General features: G+C 55.7%; 12 protein-coding genes and 6 pseudogenes. 9 read left to right on the top strand and 9 right to left on the bottom strand.

Annotated features, from left to right (window positions below; translation table 11 throughout):
• Positions 1-13: 13 nt before the first annotated feature.
• Positions 14-880, top strand: coding sequence for a polyamine aminopropyltransferase (speE, locus tag WLO32_RS03545; RefSeq protein ID WP_435947214.1), 867 nt, complete (start codon positions 14-16; stop codon positions 878-880).
• 14 nt (positions 881-894) lie between these two features.
• Entirely contained in the window at positions 895-1,689 is a 795-nt protein-coding gene (gene speD, locus WLO32_RS03540) for an adenosylmethionine decarboxylase (protein WP_121266926.1), read from the top strand.
• A 49-nt stretch (positions 1,690-1,738) separates the two neighbouring features.
• Here speD and yacL read toward each other — a convergent pair whose 3' ends face one another.
• The 6 genes and pseudogenes from yacL to pdhR form a co-directional block, all read right to left on the bottom strand.
• Entirely contained in the window at positions 1,739-2,101 is a 363-nt protein-coding gene (gene yacL / locus WLO32_RS03535) for a protein YacL (RefSeq protein WP_435947213.1), read from the bottom strand.
• Positions 2,102-2,251: 150 nt separating this feature from the next.
• Positions 2,252-4,849, bottom strand: coding sequence for a bifunctional aconitate hydratase 2/2-methylisocitrate dehydratase (gene acnB / locus WLO32_RS03530; RefSeq protein ID WP_435947212.1), 2,598 nt, complete (start codon positions 4,847-4,849; stop codon positions 2,252-2,254).
• A gap of 353 nt (positions 4,850-5,202) precedes the next feature.
• Positions 5,203-6,628 (bottom strand): annotated as a pseudogene (gene lpdA / locus WLO32_RS03525) (dihydrolipoyl dehydrogenase).
• 213 nt (positions 6,629-6,841) lie between these two features.
• Positions 6,842-8,731, bottom strand: coding sequence for a pyruvate dehydrogenase complex dihydrolipoyllysine-residue acetyltransferase (gene aceF, locus WLO32_RS03520; protein ID WP_435947211.1), 1,890 nt, complete (start codon positions 8,729-8,731; stop codon positions 6,842-6,844).
• A gap of 15 nt (positions 8,732-8,746) precedes the next feature.
• Positions 8,747-11,411 (bottom strand): annotated as a pseudogene (aceE, locus tag WLO32_RS03515) (pyruvate dehydrogenase (acetyl-transferring), homodimeric type).
• 142 nt (positions 11,412-11,553) lie between these two features.
• Positions 11,554-12,319: pseudogene (gene pdhR / locus WLO32_RS03510) on the bottom strand (pyruvate dehydrogenase complex transcriptional repressor PdhR).
• 552 nt (positions 12,320-12,871) lie between these two features.
• Here pdhR and aroP point away from each other — a divergent pair.
• Positions 12,872-14,246, top strand: a pseudogene (gene aroP / locus WLO32_RS03505) (aromatic amino acid transporter AroP).
• Between the two features lie 67 nt (positions 14,247-14,313).
• Here aroP and ampE read toward each other — a convergent pair.
• A pseudogene (gene ampE, locus WLO32_RS03500) lies at positions 14,314-15,169 on the bottom strand (beta-lactamase regulator AmpE).
• The gene (gene ampD, locus WLO32_RS03495) at positions 15,166-15,729 is read right to left on the bottom strand and encodes a 1,6-anhydro-N-acetylmuramyl-L-alanine amidase AmpD (protein WP_435947210.1); all 564 of its coding nucleotides are present in this window, start codon (positions 15,727-15,729) and stop codon (positions 15,166-15,168) included. Before ampD ends, ampE begins: the two are co-directional and overlap by 4 nt.
• A gap of 84 nt (positions 15,730-15,813) precedes the next feature.
• On the opposite strand from ampD, the gene nadC reads away from it, so the two are divergent.
• The 4 genes from nadC (at position 15,814) to hofC (ending at position 19,946) form a co-directional block, all read left to right on the top strand.
• Positions 15,814-16,704, top strand: a complete 891-nt coding sequence (nadC, locus tag WLO32_RS03490) for a carboxylating nicotinate-nucleotide diphosphorylase (RefSeq protein ID WP_435947209.1) — start codon at positions 15,814-15,816, stop codon at positions 16,702-16,704.
• A 230-nt stretch (positions 16,705-16,934) separates the two neighbouring features.
• Positions 16,935-17,360 carry a prepilin peptidase-dependent pilin gene (gene ppdD, locus WLO32_RS03485; protein WP_435948236.1) on the top strand — a complete coding sequence of 142 codons (426 nt, stop codon included), beginning with the start codon at positions 16,935-16,937 and terminating at the stop codon, positions 17,358-17,360.
• A 2-nt stretch (positions 17,361-17,362) separates the two neighbouring features.
• Entirely contained in the window at positions 17,363-18,748 is a 1,386-nt protein-coding gene (gene gspE / locus WLO32_RS03480) for a type II secretion system protein GspE (RefSeq protein ID WP_435947208.1), read from the top strand.
• Entirely contained in the window at positions 18,741-19,946 is a 1,206-nt protein-coding gene (gene hofC, locus WLO32_RS03475) for a protein transport protein HofC (protein WP_435947207.1), read from the top strand. Before gspE ends, hofC begins: the two co-directional genes overlap by 8 nt.
• 29 nt (positions 19,947-19,975) lie before the next feature.
• Here the strand turns inward: hofC and WLO32_RS03470 are convergent.
• Positions 19,976-21,020 (bottom strand): annotated as a pseudogene (locus tag WLO32_RS03470) (GMP reductase).
• Positions 21,021-21,292: 272 nt separating this feature from the next.
• Between WLO32_RS03470 and coaE the strand changes: the two are divergent.
• Together coaE and zapD are read left to right on the top strand one after the other, a co-directional pair.
• Entirely contained in the window at positions 21,293-21,913 is a 621-nt protein-coding gene (gene coaE / locus WLO32_RS03465; protein ID WP_435947206.1) for a dephospho-CoA kinase, read from the top strand.
• A complete protein-coding gene (gene zapD / locus WLO32_RS03460; RefSeq protein ID WP_435947205.1) occupies positions 21,913-22,656 on the top strand; it encodes a cell division protein ZapD in 744 nt (247 codons plus the stop codon). The genes coaE and zapD overlap by 1 nt, the downstream gene beginning before the upstream one ends.
• The last annotated feature ends 6 nt before the right edge of the window (positions 22,657-22,662 follow it).

The following is a 22,662-nucleotide window of genomic DNA, read 5'->3' as shown; positions in this document are numbered from 1 at the left end:
GAGGTGTAGGCCCATGACCGATAAAAAAGTGTGGCGCGAAACGCTGCATGACAATTTTGGCCAGTACTTTGCCATCGACAACGTGCTGTATCACGAGAAGACGGAACATCAGGATCTGGTTATCTTCGAAAACGCCGCTTTTGGGCGCGTGATGGCGTTAGACGGCGTGGTGCAAACCACCGAACGCGACGAGTTTATTTACCATGAAATGATGACCCACGTGCCGCTGCTGGCCCACGGCCGGGCGAAGCACGTGCTGATTATCGGCGGCGGCGATGGCGCGATGCTGCGTGAAGTCACGCGACACAAAAGCGTTGAAAGCATCACCATGGTGGAGATCGATGCGGGCGTAGTGTCATTTTGCCGTCAGTATCTGCCTGACCATAACGCCGGCAGCTACGACGATCCGCGCTTCAAGCTGGTTATCGACGACGGCGTTAATTTTGTTAACCAGACCGCGCAAACCTTTGACGTAATTATTTCCGACTGCACCGACCCAATCGGGCCGGGTGAAAGCCTGTTTACCTCCGCCTTTTACGAAGGGTGCAAACGCTGCCTGAACCCCGGCGGGATTTTTGTGGCGCAAAACGGCGTGTGCTTCCTGCAGCAGGATGAAGCCGTCGACAGCCACCGCAAGCTCAGCCACTACTTTGCGGACGTAAGCTTTTACCAGGCGGCGATCCCTACCTATTTCGGCGGCATTATGACCTTTGCCTGGGCGACGGATAACCCCGAGCTTCGTCAACTGAGCGCCGAATCCATCCAGGCGCGTTTCCAAACAGCCGGCATCAGCTGCCGCTATTACAACCCGGCAATCCACACGGCGGCGTTCGCTTTGCCGCAATATTTACAAGATGCGCTGGCCAGCCAGTCATCCTAAGGAGGTGATAAAAATTGAAAAAGCTGAAACTGCACGGCTTTAACAACCTGACGAAAAGCCTGAGTTTTTGTATCTACGATATCTGCTATGCCAAAACCGCCGACGAGCGTGATGGTTATATTGCGTATATTGACGAGCTGTATAACGCCAACCGTCTGACGGAGATCCTCAGCGAGACCTGCTCCATTATTGGCGCGAATATTTTGAATATCGCCCGCCAGGACTATGAACCTCAGGGTGCGAGCGTCACCATTCTGGTGAGCGAAGAGCCGGTCGACCCGCAAAGCATCGACAAGTCCGAGCACCCCGGCCCGCTGCCGGACGCCATCGTCGCCCACCTTGATAAAAGCCATATTTGCGTACACACCTATCCGGAAAGCCACCCGGAAGGCGGCCTGTGTACTTTCAGGGCCGATATAGAAGTCTCGACCTGCGGCGTTATTTCTCCGCTTAAGGCGCTGAACTACCTTATTCACCAGCTGGAATCCGATATCGTCACCGTTGATTACCGCGTGCGCGGCTTTACCCGCGACGTAAACGGCATGAAGCACTTTATCGATCATGAGATTAACTCGATTCAGAACTTTATGTCCGACGACATGAAGGCGCTGTACGATATGCTGGACGTGAACGTTTATCAGGAAAACATCTTCCATACCAAGATGCTGCTAAAAGAGTTCGATTTGAAGCACTACATGTTCCACACCCGCCCGGAAGATCTGAGCGAGGAGGAACGCAGGATGATTACGGATTTACTCTGGAAAGAGATGCGCGAGATTTATTACGGACGCAATATCCCGCATATCTGATGCTGTTGCGGCGGGTAGCGCTCTGTTTACCCGCCCTGCAAAGAAACGGCTAGCGGTGGTTCACAAACTCCCGGTAGGCATGCACCACCTGCAGGAAGTCTTCCACGCCGCAGAATGACAGGCTTTCTTCGTCATAGTAGCTCATCCCTTCTTCTATCTCATCGCCCGCCATATCCAGCTGGTTGGCGCGGATAATCACCTCTTCGCCATCGAGCCAGAGGGTGTATTCATGCCCGGTGCGCTGCCACTGGCGTTCGCTGCCTTTTACCGCCTGGGCCGCCTGCTCCACTTCCTCAAGCAGCTTAAGGTTATCTTTTACTTCTTCGTTAAACCAGTGGCCCACCACTTCGTGGCCCATCGACATACGCACCAGCACTCGCCCGGTGACATCGCGCAAAAACTCATATTCCATGGTGTATTCCTCTGCTGGGCGAGGGAAATCCAGCACCCCTTCGCGTATAGGGTAATTATCGCAGCAAAGTCGGCGAAAAACAGCGTGGTGGAACGCCTGGCGCAAATAAAAAGGGAGGCCGAAGCCTCCCTTTTACATTTTGCTTAGTTATCAGACCGCGGTCTGGAAAATAACGCCGTCGGCCTTCTCGGTATACTGAGACAGCTTGTCGAAGTTCAGGTAGCGATAGGTGTCTACCGCCGTCTTATCGACCTGCGCCATAAAGGTCTGGTATTCGTCAGGCGTCGGCAGCTTGCCCAGCAGGGAAGCTACGGCGGCCAGCTCTGCGGACGCAAGGAAGACGTTCGCCCCGGTGCCTAAACGGTTCGGGAAGTTACGGGTAGAGGTGGAAACCACCGTCGCGCCATCGGCGACGCGCGCCTGGTTACCCATGCACAGCGAACAGCCTGGGATTTCGATACGCGCCCCGCTCTTGCCAAAGACGCTGTAATAGCCTTCCTCAGTAAGCTGCGCGGCATCCATACGCGTTGGCGGCGCGACCCACAGACGGGTCGGCAGCTGGCCCTGGTGGCTATCGAGCAGCTTGCCGGCGGCACGGAAGTGGCCGATGTTAGTCATGCAGGAACCGATAAACACCTCATCGATTTTTTCGCCCGCAACGTCTGACAGCAGACGCGCGTCGTCCGGATCGTTCGGCGCGCACAGGATCGGCTCTTTGATATCGTTCAGGTCGATTTCAATTACCGCGGCGTACTCCGCGTCCGCGTCCGCTTCCATCAGCTGCGGATCGGCCAGCCATTTTTCCATGCCCTGGATACGGCGCTCAAGCGTACGACGATCGCCGTAGCCTTCGGCGATCATCCATTTCAGCAGCACGATGTTGGAGCTCAGATACTCTTCGATCGGCTCGCGATCCAGCTTGATGGTGCAGCCTGCGGCGGAACGCTCCGCGGAGGCGTCGGTCAGCTCAAACGCCTGCTCGACTTTCAGCGTCGGCAAACCTTCGATTTCGAGGATTCGGCCGGAGAAGATGTTCTTCTTGCCCTTCTTCTCAACGGTCAGCAAGCCTTGTTTGATGGCGTACAGCGGAATGGCGTGAACCAGGTCGCGCAGGGTGATGCCCGGCTGCATTTTGCCTTTGAAGCGCACCAGCACGGATTCAGGCATATCCAGCGGCATTACGCCGGTCGCCGCCGCAAAGGCCACGAGGCCGGAACCCGCCGGGAAGGAAATGCCGATAGGGAAACGAGTATGGGAGTCGCCGCCTGTCCCTACGGTATCCGGCAGCAGCATACGGTTCAGCCAGGAGTGGATGACGCCGTCGCCCGGACGCAGCGACACGCCGCCGCGGTTCATGATGAAGTCCGGCAGCGTGTGGTGCGTGGTAACGTCCACAGGCTTAGGATAAGCCGCCGTATGGCAGAAGGACTGCATCACTAAATCGGCGGAGAAGCCCAGACACGCCAGGTCTTTAAGCTCGTCGCGGGTCATCGGTCCGGTGGTGTCCTGAGAGCCTACGGAGGTCATCTTCGGCTCGCAATACTGGTTCGGACGAATGCCTTCCACGCCGCAGGCGCGGCCCACCATTTTCTGCGCCAGCGAGAAGCCGCGGGTGCTGGCCACCACGTCTTTCGCCTGCACGAAGACTTCGCTGTGCGGCAGACCCAGCGCTTCGCGCGCTTTGGTGGTCAGGCCGCGGCCGATAATCAGCGGAATACGGCCGCCGGCACGGACTTCATCCAGCAGCACGTCTGTTTTCAACTCGAAGCTGGCGATCGGCTCGTTGGTTTCATGGTTGCGCACTTCACCTTGATACGGATAGATGTCGATAACATCGCCCATATGAAGATTGTTTACGTCCACTTCGATTGGCAGCGCGCCGGCATCTTCCATGGTGTTGAAGAAGATAGGGGCGATTTTGCCGCCGAGCACCACGCCGCCGCCGCGCTTGTTCGGCACGTTCGGGATGTCGTCGCCCATAAACCACAGCACGGAGTTAGTGGCGGATTTACGCGATGAACCTGTGCCGACTACGTCGCCGACGTAGGCCAGCGGGAAACCTTTTTTGTTCAGCGCTTCGATCTGTTTGATCGGGCCCACGCTTCCCGGCTGGTCCGGCTCAATGCCTTCGCGGGCGTTTTTGAGCATCGCCAGAGCGTGCAGAGGGATATCCGGACGCGACCACGCATCCGGCGCCGGAGACAGGTCATCGGTGTTGGTTTCGCCGGTCACCTTAAAGACGGTGACGGTGATTTTTTCCGCAAGCTTAGGGCGGCTCAGGAACCACTCGGCGTCGGCCCAGGATTTCAGCACCTGCTGCGCATGGACGTTGCCCGCTTTGGCTTTTTCTTCCACGTCGTAGAAGTTATCGAACATCAGCAGCGTGTGGGACAGCGCTTTAGCCGCTATTGGCGCCAGCTTTTCGTTATCGAGCGCATCAATCAGCGGGTGAATATTATAACCGCCCTGCATGGTGCCAAGCAGTTCAACCGCTTTTTCAGGGGAGATTAACGGGGAGATAGCATCGCCTTTGGCGAGGGCCGCCAGGAATCCGGCTTTAACGTAGGCGGCTTCATCAACGCCTGGCGGAACACGATTGGTAATCAGATCTAACAGAAATTCTTCTTCACCCACCGGCGGGGTTTTCAGCAATTCAACCAGCGCAGCCATTTGGGTGGCATCTAAGGGTTTGGCAACAATCCCTTCAGCAGCACGTTCAGCTACGTGCTTACGGTATTCTTCTAGCACGACGGTTCTCCTCGCTCTCATTGTCATTATGGCGCCAGGCTAAATCTCTTCACGCTCCTGTGAGACAGCAGTTTGTAGGGTAAATGCCCGGATCCGCGACGGCAGCATAGCAGGATTTTGGGGGGGTGTTAATCCGTTTACAAAAAAGCAACATTAAATCCTTGCTGAATCGTTAAGGGCGAAATATTACTTTTCGATATGACCTTCAGGCACAAAAAACCGCCTTCCGGCGGCGAGTTGTTTTGCGCAGGATGAACCCTCTCATCCAGGCGTGTCGGCTTTCGCAGGCTTATCCGGCCTACGCAAAGGCAAAAAAAACGGCCCCGCAGGGCCGTTTCATCAAACGCTGAAAGTTACTTTTTCTTCGCTTTCGCGTTTGGCAGGTCGGTGATGCTGCCTTCGAAGATCTCAGCCGCCAGGCCCACGGACTCGTGCAGAGTCGGGTGCGCGTGGATGGTAAGCGCGATATCTTCAGCGTCACAGCCCATTTCGATAGCCAGACCGATTTCACCCAGCAGCTCGCCGCCGTTGGTGCCGACAATCGCGCCGCCGATAACGCGGTGGGTCTCTTTGTCGAAGATCAGCTTGGTCATGCCGTCCGCGCAGTCGGAAGCGATAGCACGGCCAGAAGCAGCCCACGGGAAGGTGGCGGTTTCATAGCTGATGCCTTTTTCTTTCGCTTCTTTCTCGGTCAGGCCAACCCATGCGACTTCCGGCTCGGTGTAAGCGATGGATGGAATCACTTTCGGGTCGAAGTAGTGCTTCATGCCGGCGATAACTTCCGCGGCAACGTGGCCTTCATGAACGCCTTTGTGAGCCAGCATCGGCTGACCGACGATGTCGCCGATAGCGTAGATGTGCGGCACGTTGGTGCGCATCTGCTTGTCGGTGCGGATAAAGCCGCGATCGTCAACCTCAACGCCGGCTGCGCCCGCCTCCAGCAGCTTACCGTTAGGTACGCGGCCGATAGCCACCAGAACCGCGTCGTAACGCTGTGGTTCCGCAGGGGCTTTTTTACCTTCCATCGTGACGTAGATGCCGTCTTCTTTGGCTTCAACGGCGGTCACTTTGGTTTCCAGCATCAGGTTGAACTGCTTGCTGATGCGCTTGGTGAAGACTTTCACCACGTCTTTGTCCGCGGCCGGGATAACCTGGTCGAACATTTCAACCACGTCAATCTCTGAACCCAGCGCATGGTACACGGTACCCATTTCCAGACCGATGATGCCGCCGCCCATAACCAGCATGCGTTTTGGTACGGATTTCAGCTCCAGCGCGTCGGTGGAATCCCATACGCGTGGGTCTTCATGCGGAATGAAAGGCAGCTGAATCGGACGGGAACCCGCCGCGATAATCGCGTTATCAAAGTTAATGGTGGTTGAGCCGTTTTCGCCTTCAACCACCAGGGTGTTGGCGCCGGTGAATTTACCCAGACCGTTAACAACTTTGACCTTACGGCCTTTCGCCATACCGGACAGACCGCCGGTCAGCTGGTTGATAACCTTTTCTTTCCAGGTACGGATTTTGTCGATGTCGGTTTTCGGCTCGCCGAAAACGATGCCGTGCTCGGCCAAAGCTTTCGCTTCTTCGATAACTTTTGCAACGTGCAGCAGGGCTTTAGAAGGGATACAGCCAACGTTAAGGCAAACACCACCCAGGGTGCTGTAGCGCTCAACAATTACGGTCTCCAGACCTAAATCAGCGCAACGGAAGGCAGCAGAGTAACCTGCCGGGCCCTGCCCCAAGTACCACGACCTGAGTTTTGATTTCAGTACTCATCATGACCTCTTAATTTATTTCCGGCGGGTCTGACGTCATTTTTATGTCTTAACGCCCATCATCCACCGGGACGTTCTATCCGCCCGCAGTTTACAAAATTGTTAACAAATTTGAAACAACAAACGGCAAACGATTTATGTTATGCAGCCGCTAATCTCAAACAGCGTCATGAGATTATCAGAAAAAAGCCGGCCGACCGGCCGGCTTTTTCGATTACATCACCAGGCGGCGAATATCAGCCAGCATGTTGTTGATGATGGTGATAAAGCGCGCGCCGTCGGCACCGTCGATCACGCGGTGGTCGAAGGAGAGCGACATCGGCATCATCAGACGCGGCGTGAACTCTTTACCGTTCCACACCGGCTCCATCGCGGACTTGGAGACGCCCAGGATAGCCACTTCAGGGGCGTTAACGATCGGCGCGAAGTGAGTCGTCCCGATACCGCCCAGGCTTGAGATGGTGAAGCAGCCGCCCTGCATTTCGCCGGCGGTCAGCTTGCCGTCGCGAGCTTTTTTGGAGATAGCCATCAGTTCGCGGGACAGTTCGGTGATGCTCTTCTTGTTCACATCCTTGAACACCGGAACCACCAGACCGTTTGGCGTATCTACCGCCACGCCGATGTTGATGTATTTTTTCAGCGTCAGCTTCTGGCCGTCTTCGGACAGGGAGCTGTTGAAACGCGGCATCTGCTCGAGCGCTGCGGCAACGGCTTTCATGATGAACACCACAGGGGTGAACTTCACGTCCAGCTTGCGTTTAGCGGCTTCTTCGTTCTGCTGTTTACGGAACGCTTCCAGATCGGTGATATCGGTTTTGTCGAAGTGCGTAACGTGCGGGATCATCACCCAGTTACGGCTCAGGTTCGCGCCAGAAATTTTCTGGATACGGCCCATTTCAACTTCTTCGATTTCGCCGAACTTGCTGAAGTCCACTTTTGGCCATGGCAACATGCCCGGCAGACCGCCGCCGGTCGCGGCGGCTGGAGCGGATTCAGCGCGCTTAACGGCGTCTTTCACGTAGGCCTGAACGTCTTCGCGCAGGATACGGCCTTTACGACCGGTGCCCTTCACTTTCGCCAGGTTCACGCCGAACTCGCGCGCCAGACGGCGAATCAGCGGGGTAGCGTGGACGTAAGCGTCGTTTTCAGCGAATTCAGATTTGCCTTCGGCTTTAGCCGGCGCCGCTGCAGGTTTTTCTGCTTTAGCCGCCGGAGCCGGAGCCGCTGCTTCCTGCTTCGCAGCCGGAGCAGGCGCTGCGCCTTCAACTTCGAAGACCATAATCAGGGAGCCGGTAGACACTTTGTCGCCGGTGCTGATTTTGATTTCTTTTACGGTGCCGGCGAACGGCGCCGGAACTTCCATAGAAGCTTTGTCACCTTCAACGGTGATCAGCGACTGCTCGGCGGCAACTTTATCGCCCACTTTCACCATCACTTCGGTCACTTCTACTTCGTCGCCGCCGATATCAGGCACGTTAACTTCTTTCGCGCCGGAGGCAGCCGGCGCAGCGGCGGCCGGAGCGGCTTCAGCTTTGGCTTCCGTCGCAGCCGGCGCGGCGCCCGCTACTTCGAAGACCATAATCAGGGAGCCGGTAGACACTTTGTCGCCGGTGCTGATTTTGATTTCTTTTACGGTGCCGGCGAACGGCGCAGGGACTTCCATAGAAGCTTTATCACCTTCAACGGTGATCAGCGACTGTTCCGCTTCTACTTTGTCGCCCACTTTAACCATGATCTCGGTAACTTCTACTTCGTCACCGCCGATGTCCGGCACGTTCACTTCTTTCGCGCTCGCGGCTGCTGGAGCCGCAGCGGCCGGCGCTGCTTCTTTCTTCTCTTCTGCCTGAGCAGGCGCAGCGGCTGCTGCACCTTCGGCGGAATCGAAAATCATGATCAGTTTACCGGTCTCGGTTTTGTCACCGACGGAGACTTTAATCTCTTTTACGATGCCGGCCTGCGGAGACGGAACTTCCATAGAGGCCTTGTCGCCTTCTACGGTGATCAGCGACTGTTCAGCTTCAACTTTGTCGCCAACTTTTACCAGGATCTCGGTGATTTCAACTTCATCAGCCCCGATGTCCGGTACATTGATTTCGATAGCCATTTTATTCTTTACCTCTTATGCCAGACGCGGGTTGACTTTATCTGCATCGATATTGAATTTAGCGATAGCTTCGGCCACCACTTTCTTATCGATTTCGCCACGTTTAGCCAGTTCGCCCAGCGCGGGCCACTACCACATAGGAAGAGTCAACTTCGAAGTGGTGACGCAGGTTTTCGCGGCTGTCTGAACGACCGAAGCCATCAGTGCCCAGTACGCGGTAGTCGCTTGCCGGGATGAAGTTACGGATCTGCTCAGCGAACAGTTTCATATAGTCAGTGGAAGCCACCGCCGGCGCATCGCTCAGGACCTGAGCAACGTACGGTACGCGTGGTTCTTCGGTTGGGTGCAGCATGTTCCAGCGCTCACAGTCCTGACCGTCGCGAGCAAGCTCGGTGAAGGAGGTGACGCTGAATACGTCGGAACCTACGCCGTAGTCTTTCGCCAGGATCTGAGCCGCTTCACGCACGTGACGCAGGATAGAACCGGAGCCCATCAGCTGAACTTTACCTTTGCTGCCTTCTACGGTTTCCAGCTTGTAGATACCTTTACGGATACCTTCTTCCGCACCCTGCGGCATCGCAGGCATGTGGTAGTTTTCGTTCAGCGTGGTGATGTAGTAGTAAATGTTCTCCTGCGCTTCACCGTACATACGCTCCAGACCATCATGCATGATGACGGCCACTTCGTAAGCGTAAGCCGGGTCGTAAGAGATACAGTTAGGGATAGTCAGAGACTGAATATGGCTGTGGCCGTCTTCGTGCTGCAAACCTTCGCCGTTAAGCGTAGTACGACCGGAAGTCCCGCCGATCAGGAAGCCGCGCGCCTGCTGGTCACCCGCAGCCCAGCACAGGTCGCCGATACGCTGGAAACCGAACATGGAGTAGTAGATGTAGAACGGGATCATCGGCAGGTTGTTGGTGCTGTAAGAAGTCGCAGCCGCCAGCCAGGATGAGCCTGCGCCCAGCTCGTTGATGCCTTCCTGCAGGATCTGACCTTTCTCGTCTTCTTTGTAGTAAGCAACCTGCTCACGGTCCTGCGGGGTGTACTGCTGGCCGTTCGGGCTGTAAATACCAATCTGACGGAACAGGCCTTCCATACCGAAAGTACGCGCTTCGTCGGCGATGATTGGAACCAGACGGTCTTTGATAGACGGGTTCTTCAGCATCACGTTCAGGGCGCGAACGAAAGCGATAGTGGTGGAAATTTCTTTGTTTTGCTCTTCCAGCAGCGGGCCGAAATCTTCAAGCTTAGGCAGCTCGAGTTTTTCAGTGAACTTAGGCAGGCGGGACGGCAGGTAGCCGTTCAGCTTCTGACGCTGGCCGTGCAGGTAGTTGTACTCTTCGCTGCCTTCTTCGAACTTAACGTACGGCAGTTTTTCGATATCGGCATCGGCAACAGGCACGTTGAAACGGTCACGTACGTAACGCACGCCGTCCATGTTCATTTTCTTAACCTGGTGAGCGATGTTTTTACCTTCCGCGGTATCGCCCATGCCGTAACCTTTGATGGTGTGGGCGAGGATTACGGTCGCTTTACCTTTGGTTTCCTGCGCTTTTTTCAGCGCGGCGTAGACTTTCTTCGGATCGTGGCCGCCGCGGTTCAGCGCCCAGATCTGATCGTCGGTCCAGTCGGCAACCAGGGCGGCAGTTTCCGGATATTTACCGAAGAAGTGCTCGCGCACGTAGGCGCCGTTTTTAGATTTGAAGGTCTGATAGTCGCCGTCAACGGTTTCGTTCATCAGCTGAATCAGTTTGCCGCTGGTATCTTTACGCAGCAGCTCGTCCCAACGGGAACCCCACATGACTTTGATAACGTTCCAGCCGGCGCCTGCGAAGATGCCTTCCAGTTCGTTAATGATTTTGCCGTTGCCGGTTACCGGGCCATCCAGACGCTGCAGGTTGCAGTTGATGATGAAGCACAGGTTGTCCAGTTTTTCACGGGTCGCGATGGTGATGGCGCCTTTGGATTCCGGCTCATCCATTTCGCCGTCGCCCAGGAACGCGTAAACGCGCTGCGCGGAGGTGTCTTTCAGACCACGGTGTTCCAGGTATTTCTGGAATTTAGCCTGATAAATCGCGCCGATCGGGCCCAGACCCATAGAGACGGTCGGGAACTGCCAGAATTCCGGCATCAGTTTCGGGTGCGGATAAGAAGAAAGACCGTTGCCGTGAACTTCCTGACGGAAGTTGTTCATCTGCTCTTCGGTCAGACGGCCTTCCAGGAAGGCACGCGCGTACACGCCCGGAGAGATGTGGCCCTGGAAGTACACCAGATCGCCGCCGTCTTTTTCAGTGCGGGCGCGGAAGAAGTGGTTGAAGCACACGTCATAAACGGTTGCGGAAGACTGGAAAGAAGCCATGTGGCCGCCCAGCTCGAGGTCTTTTTTAGACGCACGCAGCACGGTCATGATGGCGTTCCAGCGGATAGCAGAACGAATACGGCGCTCCAGCTCCAGATTGCCCGGGTATTCCGGCTCATCTTCAACGGCAATAGTGTTGACGTAGTTGGCTACACCTGTACCAGCAGCCACTTTAACGCCGCCTTTGCGGGCTTCGGCCAGCAGCTGGTCGATGAGATACTGAGCACGCTCAACACCTTCTTCACGGATGACCGATTCGATCGCCTGTTGCCAGTCGCGAGTTTCGATCGGATCCACGTCATTTGGGAAACGTTCTGACATGGGTGGTATTCCTTATCTGTGTCTAATACGTTGATTATCTGGAACCTGTCCCATTGTGCTTTCCTTGAAAAAACACAATAAGACAGGTTCTGCGTTTAGTTGCCGCGCTCTAAATTTGGCGCCTGCGAGCCTGAAGTTGGCTCTATTCCTTTCGTTGCTGTAAGCGCCGCAGAGAACGTTCACGACGGCTCTGTTCGCGGCTGCGATCCAGCAATATTTCCTCGATAAATGCCAGGTGACGATGCGACGCTTCACGCGCCTGCTCCGGCTGGCGAGCCATAATCGCCGCAAAAATGCTGGCGCGATGGCTGCTCACTTGCGCCAGCATTTCGCGACGCGCGTAGAGCAATTCAAAATTCTGGCGAACGTTTTGTTCAAGCATGGGTTCCATGCAGCGCAACAAGTGTAGTAGCACAACGTTGTGTGCGGCTTCAGTCACTGCGATTTGATACTGCATAACGGCGTCGGATTCAGCATCCAGATCGCCGGACTCCTGCGCCCGCTCGATAGCGACGTGGCAGTCGCTAATGCGTTTGAGATCTTCATCAGTCCCGCGCAATGCGGCGTAATACGCGCCGATCCCTTCCAGGGCATGGCGGGTTTCAAGCAGGTCAAACTGGGATTCAGGATGGTCAGACAGCAGTTCTACGAGCGGGTCGCTTAAGCTCTGCCAGAGGCTGTTTTGGACAAAAGTGCCACCGCCTTGTCGACGAAGCAGTAATCCTTTTGCTTCGAGACGCTGTATGGGCCTCGCGCAGGGAAGGACGAGAAACGTCAAACTGACGCGCCAGTTCACGCTCGGGTGGGAGTTTTTCGCCGGGACGCAAGGTTCCCTCAAGGATAAGAAACTCCAACTGCTGCTCAATCACATCGGATAATTTAGGTTGGCGAATTTTGCTGTAGGCCATTCTTCCCTTTTCCTAAGCCATTTGCCCGGAGTCAATTGGTATGACCAATTTCATATTCGTGACGCTAAAGTAACAAAGTATTCACCTTCTGTCCATATTGGTTTTGATTGAAATCAGTAAAGCGGGCACTTTTTAACAAGATTACAGAAACGACATTTCAATTATGTAACCTTGCACAAATCTTGCGTTTACCCCGAAAGTGGCAGGTTTAACTTTTATGAAACAGCGGGTGGTCCTTTTTTTTACAAAATGAACCGATTCAGCTCGTTAAAGGATGAATATAAATTCACGGATGGCGCTTAATAGCGGCATTAAATTCAGGTTAATAAACGGAAGCTTTATTTATCGCTGCTCTCTTTTTATCCAACTCGTCACGCCAATAAGAGAAAGCAGGTGCAAACGCTGGCGCTTACCACTATTCTTGGCGCTGCGGTAGTCCACAACGCAAAATACTGGAATTAACAACCGTAAAAGAAAGACTACACCTTACGGAATTACAAAATTACACGCGCGTGAACGCGTATAAAAACAACCAAATCACGAGGTTTAACGATGGATGGTCAACAGCAAGGCGGCGACACGCTAAAGCGCGGCCTTAAAAACCGCCATATTCAGCTTATCGCGCTGGGTGGAGCTATCGGGACGGGCCTGTTTCTGGGCAGTGCCTCCGTTATCCAGTCTGCGGGTCCGGGCATTATTCTCGGCTACGCTATCGCAGGCTTTATCGCCTTTTTAATTATGCGTCAGCTGGGCGAAATGGTTGTTGAAGAGCCGGTCGCCGGTTCATTTAGCCATTTTGCTTATAAATACTGGGGCGGGTTTGCCGGCTTCGCTTCCGGCTGGAACTACTGGGTGCTTTATGTGCTGGTGGCGATGGCGGAACTGACCGCCGTCGGGAAATACGTGCAGTTCTGGTGGCCTGAAATCCCGACATGGGCATCCGCTGCCGCCTTCTTTGTGCTGATCAACGCCATCAACCTGACCAACGTCAAAGTGTTCGGCGAGATGGAATTCTGGTTCGCCATCATCAAGGTCGTCGCCGTTGTGGCCATGATCCTGTTCGGCGGCTGGCTGCTGTTTAGCGACACCGCAGGGCCCGCAGGCGACGGTGCGCAACCTTTGGGAACAGGGCGGATTCCTGCCGCACGGCATGACGGGGCTGGTGATGATGATGGCGATCATCATGTTCTCATTCGGCGGCCTGGAACTGGTAGGGATTACCGCCGCTGAAGCGGATAACCCGGAGATCAGCATTCCTAAAGCCACCAATCAGGTTATCTACCGCATTCTGATTTTCTACGTGGGCTCGCTGGCGGTTTTACTTTCGCTGATGCCGTGGACGCGCGTCACCGCGGATACCAGCCCGTTCGTGCTGATTTTCCATGAGCTGGGAGATTCTCTGGTCGCAAACGCCCTGAATATCGTGATCCTGACCGCCGCCCTGTCGGTCTACAACAGCTGCGTTTACTGTAACAGCCGCATGCTGTTTGGTCTGGCTCAGCAAGGGAATGCGCCTAAAGCCCTGCTGAAGGTAGACAGACGCGGCGTTCCGGTTACCACTATCCTGGTATCCGCCATCGCAACGGCGCTGTGCGTGTTGATTAACTACCTGATGCCGGGCGAAGCCTTTGGCCTGCTGATGGCGCTGGTGGTCTCCGCGCTGGTGATTAACTGGGCCATGATCAGCCTTGCCCATATTAAATTCCGTCGTAAGAAGGATCTGCAGGGGGTGAAAACCCGCTTCCCGGCGCTCTTCTATCCGCTGGGTAACTGGATTTGCCTGCTCTTTATGGCGGGGATTCTGGTGATTATGGCCATTACGCCTGGCATGGCGATTTCCGTATGGCTGATTCCGGTTTGGGTGCTGATCCTGGGCATCGGTTACTGGATTAAAACGCAGCGCAGCGGCAAAACCGTTAAAGCCTGATTCCTTTCTCAGCAACAAAAACGCCCCGTTTAATACACGGGGCGTTTTTCTATCTGCCTGCTGCCAGTTAAACCAGCGTGCCGTAAATCGTCAGCAGCGCCACCACAACCACAATCACCAGCGACGTTTTCTTGGCCATAGAAACCGCCGCTTTTGGCGTTTTAACCTTGTCATGATGCGGCTCGCGCGCCAGCGAATACTGCGCAAGCCGGGTCAGCACCTGGTACTGCGAGGTATGGCGATCGGCAAGGGAAGCAAACCATGCCGGCAGCGCTCTCTCGCCATGCCCGAGCAGGGCGTAAGCCACGCCGACCAGGCGTACCGGCACCCAGTCCAGCACGTGCAAAATGGCATCGATGCCTGAAAGCAGGCGCTGATGCGGCGTATGGTGTCGGGCAAGCCAGGTCTGCCAGGCGCGCAGGAAAGCGTATCCCGCAAGCGTGACCGGCCCCCCACAATCCTCCGACGATAAACCAGAAAATCGGAGCGAGATAGAAACGGAAGTTAATCCACAGCAGCGCGTTTTGTAACTCTTTAAGATATTCGCGCTCATCGCAGTCGGGCGGCACGCCGTGGATTAGCGTCAGCTCGCTTGCCATCGCATCGCGCGCGTGGAGATCGTCGTGGCTGGCGGCCTGCAAATAGGCGTGATAGTGCAGCCGCACCTGCCCTGCGCCGATACACAGCACGCCAAGCGCAATCCAGAACACCAGCAGCGGGATATTAAAGAACAATCCCTGCAGGGCGCGTACGCAAAGAAAAACGACCAGCATGCACAGCGCCGTCATTAAAATCGTGCGCAGCATGGAAAAATGCTTCACCCGCCGGAAAACAACCTCCAGGCGATGATCCAGCTGCCAGTGCTCCCCCATCTTAAACAGCCGTTCCCAGAGGGTGACCAGCAAGAGTGTAAAAAGCGTCATCTCATCTCCTTATTCGACGTGGCTTCCAGCGACTGGCGGAAACGCGCCCAGTCAAAAGAAGGTCCGGGATCGGTTTTGCGCACCGGGGCGATATCGCAATGGCCCGTCATATGCTGGGCAATGGAAGGATATTGCTTAATTAACAAGCAGGTAAGCGAGGCCAGCTGCTGATATTGCTCGTCAGTGTAGGGCAAGGTATCGGTGCCTTCCAGCTCAATACCGATGGAAAAATCGTTGCAGCGCTCCCGGCCTTGATAAACCGAGACGCCCGCGTGCCAGGCGCGTTTATCAAAAGGCACGTACTGTACAATTTCGCCGTCGCGACGAATCAGGCAGTGGGCGGAAACCCGCAAATGGGCGATGTCGGCAAAATAGGGATGAGCGTCAGGATCAAGCCGGCCGGTAAATAACGCATCAATCCAGGGCCCGCCAAATTCTCCCGGCGGCAGGCTGATGTTATGCACCACTAATAAAGAAGGGGTTTCGTCTTCCGGTCGGCAATCAAAATGGGGGGAAGGGACATGTTTTACACCCGCCAGCCAGCCGTCTACAAGCCGCATGCGTGGTACTCCTCAGTAGTGGTACTTGACGTCGCATCAGAGTAGCATGTTTCGACCTTAACTTAGCCATTTCGGAGTTTTATCATGCCGCCCCGCCGTTATAACCCAGACCGCCGACGTGACGAGCTTATCGAACGCATCAGCCTTGATATACCGCAGGCCGTTTCCCTCGCCCTGCGTGAAGACCTTGGCGGCGAAGTCGATCCTGACAAAGACATTACCGCCCAGCTGCTGCCGGAAAACCATACTTCGCACGCGGTGGTGATTACCCGCGAAGACGGCGTTTTTTGCGGCAAACGCTGGGTCGAAGAAGTCTTTATCCAGCTGGGCGGGGATGTCCAGGTGAAGTGGCATGTGGAAGATGGCCAGACGGTAGCCGCAAACCAGCCGCTTTTCGAGCTTGACGGCCCTTCCCGCGTTTTATTAACCGGTGAGCGTACCGCGCTGAACTTCGTGCAAACCCTTTCCGGCGTCGCAAGCGAAGTCCGCACCTATGTCGATCTGCTGGCGGGCACCAACACACAGCTGCTGGATACGCGCAAAACCCTGCCCGGCTTGCGTACCGCGTTAAAATACGCCGTACTTTGCGGAGGCGGCAGCAACCACCGTCTGGGATTATCGGACGCGTTTCTGATCAAAGAAAACCACATTATCTCCTCGGGCTCTATTCACCAGGCGGTTGAAAAAGCGTTCTGGCTCCATCCGGACGTGCCGGTAGAAGTGGAGGTGGAGTCCCTGGACGAGCTTGAGCAGGCGCTGAAAGCCGGGGCGGATATCATCATGCTCGATAATTTCAACGTCGAACAGATGCGCCAGGCGGTATCGCTGACGGCAGGCAAAGCGCGTCTGGAGGTGTCCGGAAACGTTACGAAAGAAACCATCCGTGAATTTGCCGAAACCGGCGTAGATTTTATTTCCGTGGGCGCGCTGACCAAGCACGTACGCGCCCTCGACCTCTCCATGCGTTTCCGCTAAATCTTGCTGTGAAGATGGGCCGGCCGGCCCATCTTTTTTGCGCTTTTACGTAGTACCTCGCACTATCGCCGTGTGCTTTTGCAACCGCGTTAAAAATCCTGGAAAGCATCTTCCTGAGCAAAATTTTGCTTCTCGCAGCCCTTAATTAAGCCTGACAAAGTAGCGTCACTTTCATTAAGGAGCGGCCTGTGAACAAGCATAAGCAAAAAGGATTTACCCTCATTGAGCTGATGGTGGTGATCGGCATCATTGCGATTCTGAGCGCTATCGGCATACCAGCCTATCAAAACTACCTGCGCAAAGCGGCTCTCACCGATATGCTGCAAACCTTTGTCCCCTACCGGACGGCGGTTGAGCTGTGCGCCATAGACAAAGGCGATGTAACGGCCTGCGACGCAGGCAGCAACGGCATCCCTTCCGCAAAAACTACGCGTTACATCAGCAGCATGAAGGTTGAGAAAGGCGTTATCACCCTTACCGGCCAGGAGACGCTAAAAGGTTTAAGCGTGGCGTTAACGCCGGTATGGAAAGACGCGGAAGGCGTTACGGGCTGGAAACGCAGCTGTAATACCGCCGACGGCGGCTCTCTCAGGCAGGCGTGCGAAGAGGTGTTCCGCTTTGAGAGCGAAACGGCTAACGAAGCTGCGGGAGAATAACCATGTCCAGCCGTCAACAGCTTCTTGCCCTGTGCGCCCGGTATAACGCCGTGCTGCTGGGAGAGGAAGCGCACAGGCTGCGCATTGCCGTAGCCCCTGACCCGCCGACGCAGCTGTTCGAATCACTACGCTTTATCTGTGACAAACATGTCGAAGTGGAATTCTGGCCCGCGGAACGTCTGGAAAAGGCCAGGCATCTTCCCGCCGCCGCGGAGGCTGAAGAGACGCAGGAAAAGGGGGGCCCGGTTGTCAGCCTGCTGAATGACACTCTGCAAAAAGCCATACAGCTACGGGCATCGGATATCCATTTCGAACCCACGGCGGAAAATTACAGAATCAGGTTACGTATCGACGGCGTGCTGCAGCTGCAGCCTCTGCTTCCCGCCGGCCTGGCGGCCCCGCTAACCGCGCGGCTAAAAGTGCTGGGCAACCTTGATATCGCAGAGCGTCGCCTGCCGCAGGACGGGCAAATGGACGTGGATGCCGGCAGCTGGAAAGCCTCCTTCAGAATCTCCACCCTTCCCGTCCGGCACGGGGAAAAAGTGGTTCTGCGCCTGCTTCAACAGACGGAACACCCGCTGCAGCTGGCGGCGCTGGGAATGAGCGCGAAAGACAACGCTCTTTTTCAGCTGGCGCTGGCTCATCCGCAGGGCATGATTCTGGTTACCGGGCCAACGGGCAGCGGCAAAACCCTCACCCTGTATAGCGCGCTAAACGCGTTAAATAAAACCGGTATTAACCTGTGCAGCGTGGAGGATCCGGTTGAAATACCCCTGCCGGGTCTGAATCAAACCCAGGTGAATATCAAAACGGGCCTGACCTTTCAGCACATACTACGCGCCCTGCTGCGCCAGGATCCCGACGTGATTATGGTAGGTGAAATCAGGGACGGCGAAACAGCGGAGATAGCCATAAAAGCGGCGCAAACCGGGCATCTGGTGCTGTCCACTTTGCATACCAACTCGACCATTGAAACGGTTATTCGCCTTGAGCAAATGGGCATCGCCCGCTGGATGCTGGCTTCTGCGATTCAGATGGTGGTGGCGCAACGGCTGGTCCGCAAGCTTTGCGTCCACTGTAAAAAGCAAAAGGCCCGGCCCCTTACTTTGCCGGACAGCCTGTGGCCGGGCCCGCTACCGGACTGGCAGCCTGTCGGCTGCGAACGCTGTTACGGCGGCTTTTATGGCCGTACGGCGTTATTTGAAATCCTTCCGGTTGATACCCCCTTGCGCATGGCCATCGCCCGGGGAGCCGACGCCGGCGATATTGAAGCGCTCGCCCGCAAACAGGGCATGGTGACGCTTTTCGAAGGGGGCTGCCTTGCCGTATCCCAGGGCCTGACGACGCTTGCAGAGGTTTATCGCGTACTGGGCGTTCCCCATGGCTAACTTTAGGGTCTGGTCCTGGAAAGCCGTCGACCAGCGGGGTCAAATCAGACAGGGTGTCGTGCTGGCGGAGAATCGCGCAGCGGTGGAGGCGCAGCTTGGCGAACAAGGGTTACAGTTGTTCAGCGCGCGAAGGAGCGTGGGCGCACGACGAGGATGCTGGCATATCCAGCAGAAGATACAGGTATTCCGCCAGCTGGCGACATTGCTGCAGGCGGGGATTTCTCTCGCCGATGGGCTGGCTCTTATAGCGGATCGGCATCCTTACCGGGAGTGGCGCGCATTGCTTCAGCGTATTGCGCAGCAGGTATCGCAGGGGTTGCCTTTCTCTGATGCGCTTCGTCAGTGGCCGGGTATTTTCCCGCCCCTGTTTATTACGCTGATCCACATAGGGGAGCTAACGGGAAAGCTGGATGAGTGCAGCCGGCGGCTGGCAGAGCAGCAGGAACAGCTCTACCGCCTGCAAAAAAAAGTAACGAAGGCGCTGCGTTACCCACTTTTTATCCTTGCCGTGGCTTTCGCCGTCACCGCAGGCATGCTGGGATTTGTACTGCCCGAATTCGCCGCTATCTATAGCTCCTTTAACGCCTCGCTACCGGCGATCACCCTGGCGGTGATGGGCATCTCCAGCTGGGTGACTTCCCAGGGCGCCCTGTGGTTATTTATCGCTATTATCGCCGCAGGGTGCTGGTTTGTTTTACGCCGCCAGAAGCCGTGCTGGCAGGAATACGAACAAAAGCTTCTGCTCAAAACTCCTCTGGCCGCGCCCTTATGGCGAGGGCAACTCCTCAGCCAAATCTATACCACCCTGGCCCTTTCGCAGCAGGCGGGCATCCCTCTGCTGCAAGGACTGGCGGCGGTGGAACAAACCATTGCGCCGTTGCTGTGGAAAAAGCTGCTCGCGCAGATTAGCGCCCGGGTAGCGGAGGGAGTGCCCTTCTGGCAGACGCTAGAAGACACGGAACGCTTTACGCCTCTGTGTTCTCAGCTAATCCGCATCGGCGAGGAGTCCGGCGCGCTGGATCTGATGCTGGAGAAGCTTGCCGTCTGGCATCACGACGCTACGCAAGAAATGGCCGATAGCCTGGCCGCAGCGCTTGAACCCATGATGATGCTGGTGATTGGGATAATTATCGGTACGCTGGTCATCGCCATGTACCTACCAATTTTCCAGCTCGGGGATGCGATGAGCGCAGGATAATGGCGCAGCGGACTGCGCCAGAAACCCGCTTAGAGGCTGTTGAAGACGCGGTTTTCCTGCTCCGCTACGCGGATAAAGGTGGTGCGCTTGGTCAGCTCTTTCAAACGGGATGCGCCTACGTAGGTGCAGGCTGAACGAAGGCCGCCGAGGATATCGCGGGCAGTGTTCTCAACCGGGCCACGCAGCGGCAGCTTAACGGTTTTGCCTTCCGCCGCGCGGTACTGGGCGACGCCGCCGACGTGACGGGTCATGGCTGACTCGGAGCTCATTCCGTAGAACAGCATGAATTTCTCACCATTCTCTTCGACCACGGTGCCGCCGCTTTCTTCATGGGCCTGCCAGCATACCGCCCAGCATGACGAAGTCTGCGCCGCCGCCGAAAGCCTTAGCCACATCGCCCGGCACGGTACAGCCGCCGTCGCTGACTATCTGGCCGCCAAGACCGTGAGCCGCATCGGCGCACTCAATGACTGCGGAAAGCTGCGGATAGCCGACGCCGGTTTTTACACGGGTGGTGCACACGGAACCCGGGCCGATACCTACTTTAACGATATCCGCGCCGGAAAGAATCAGCTCTTCGCACATCTCGCCCGTCACCACGTTACCGGCACAGATGGTTTTGCCCGGCCAGGTTTCCCGCGCTTTGCTGACAAACTGCGTGAAGTGTTCGGAATAGCCGTTGGCAACGTCGATGCAGATGAAGTTCAGGCCAGGATGCAAAGCCAGAATCTGTTTGGTTTTAGTAAAGTCGGCTTCGGAGGTGCCGGTAGAAACCATTACGTGGCGCAGCACGGAATCGGGAACAGCTTTAACGAACTCGCTCCATTGTTCAACAGAGTAATGCTTGTGAACCGCGGTGAGGATATCAAAGGAGGCCAGCGCCTGCGCCATGCCGAAGGTACCTACCGTATCCATGTTCGCCGCGATAATCGGCACGCCAGACCATGCAATACCGGAATGTTTGAAAGTAAACTGGCGCTCAAGCTCTACGTCGGAGCGGCTCTTCAGAGTGGAACGTTTCGGGCGGATAAGAACGTCTTTAAAACCTAACTTCAAATCTTCTTCAATACGCATGTTGCGGATTCCTGGTAAATGGCGATGGACGCGGGAACGTTATCGGCGGTACAACTGCCAACTCCAGTGACGCTATCATACGCACTAATAATGGCTCCGCAAGACTGCGAAAACAGACTTTTTTAAGCTACAATCGTTTAAATTTACCTGAGAAATAGTGAACCCGGCCAGGAGGATTTCCGTTTTCCTTTTTTGCCGCTTTTTCTCCTGATTATCTCAGGGAAAAAAATGCTATATATTTCTGATTAAACATGGTGTTAAGGTCCGGCTTTATGGTTTATACGGTGGCATTGACGGGTGGAATAGGCAGCGGAAAAAGCACTGTCGCCAATGAATTTGCCCGCCTGGGCGTGACCGTCGTTGACGCCGATGTCATTGCCCGACAGGTTGTTGAACCCGGCCAGCCCGCCCTGAACGCCATTTCTGCACATTTTGGCAAAGAGATCCTTCTTCCTGACGGCGCTCTTAATCGCAGAATTCTGCGCGAAAAGATCTTTTCTTCCCCTGCGGAAAAACAGTGGCTGAACGATCTTTTGCACCCGCTTATTCATCAACGCACCCAAAATGAAATCAGCCATTCCCTCTCGCCTTACGTGTTATGGGTGGTTCCGCTGTTGGTTGAAAACCATTTACAGCGTAAAGCAGATCGCGTGCTGGTCGTTGATGTCTCGCCAGAAATACAGATTGCACGTACCATTAGCCGCGATAACGTCAGCCGACAGCATGCGGAGCAGATCGTTGCCGCGCAGGCGACCCGCGAAGAGCGGCTGGCCGTTGCTGATGATGTGATTAATAACGACGGCTCGCCCGATCGGGCGGCCGCACATGTTGACCGTCTGCACCGCCGGTATCTGGAACTGGCGAGTCAGGCCGCACAACAGGATAAAGAATAATGAGCACTCAGATCCTTTTTGAGCACCCCCTGAATGAAAAAATGCGCACGTGGCTGCGCATCGAGTTTCTCATCCAGCAACTGCAGGCTTCTTTACCCATCAACGAAAGCGCCGACGCTCTGCATTTTTTCCGCAATATCGGCGATCTGCTGGATGTCTTTGAGCGGGGAGAAATCCGCACGGATATACTTAAAGAGCTTGAGCGCCAGCAGCGTAAACTGCTGAGCTGGTCTGAAGTACCGGGCGTTGATATGCAACGCATTGATTCCCTGCGCGCCCAGTTAAAAGAACGCGGCAGCGTGCTGATGTCCGCGCCTCGTATAGGCCAGACCCTGCGCGAAGATCGTTTAATCGCCCTCGTGCGCCAGCGTTTAAGCATTCCCGGCGGCTGCTGCAGTTTTGATCTGCCGACGCTGCATATCTGGCTGCATCTGCCGCAGGCGCAACGGGATGAACAGGTAAGCTTCTGGCTGGCAAGCCTGCAGCCCCTGAAACAGTCGCTGGATCTGCTGCTGGATATCATTCGTAACTCGTCCCCGTTCCGTAAACAGACCAGCCTGAATGGTTTTTACCAGGATAACGGCGACGACGCCGATTTACTGCGCCTGCAGCTGGATCTGGCATACCAGCTCTATCCGCAAATCTCCGGCCATAAAAGCCGCTTTGCGATCCGCTTTCTGCCGCTGGACAGCGAGCGCGGAATTATCCCCGAACGCCTCGATTTCGAACTGGCGTGCTGTTAAGGAGAA

It is taken from the genome of Dryocola mayonis (genome assembly GCF_051307045.1).
GTDB lineage: Bacteria > Pseudomonadota > Gammaproteobacteria > Enterobacterales > Enterobacteriaceae > Dryocola.
The sequence above is the reverse complement of the archived record's forward strand: the minus strand, read 5'-3'. Positions and strand labels throughout refer to the sequence as shown.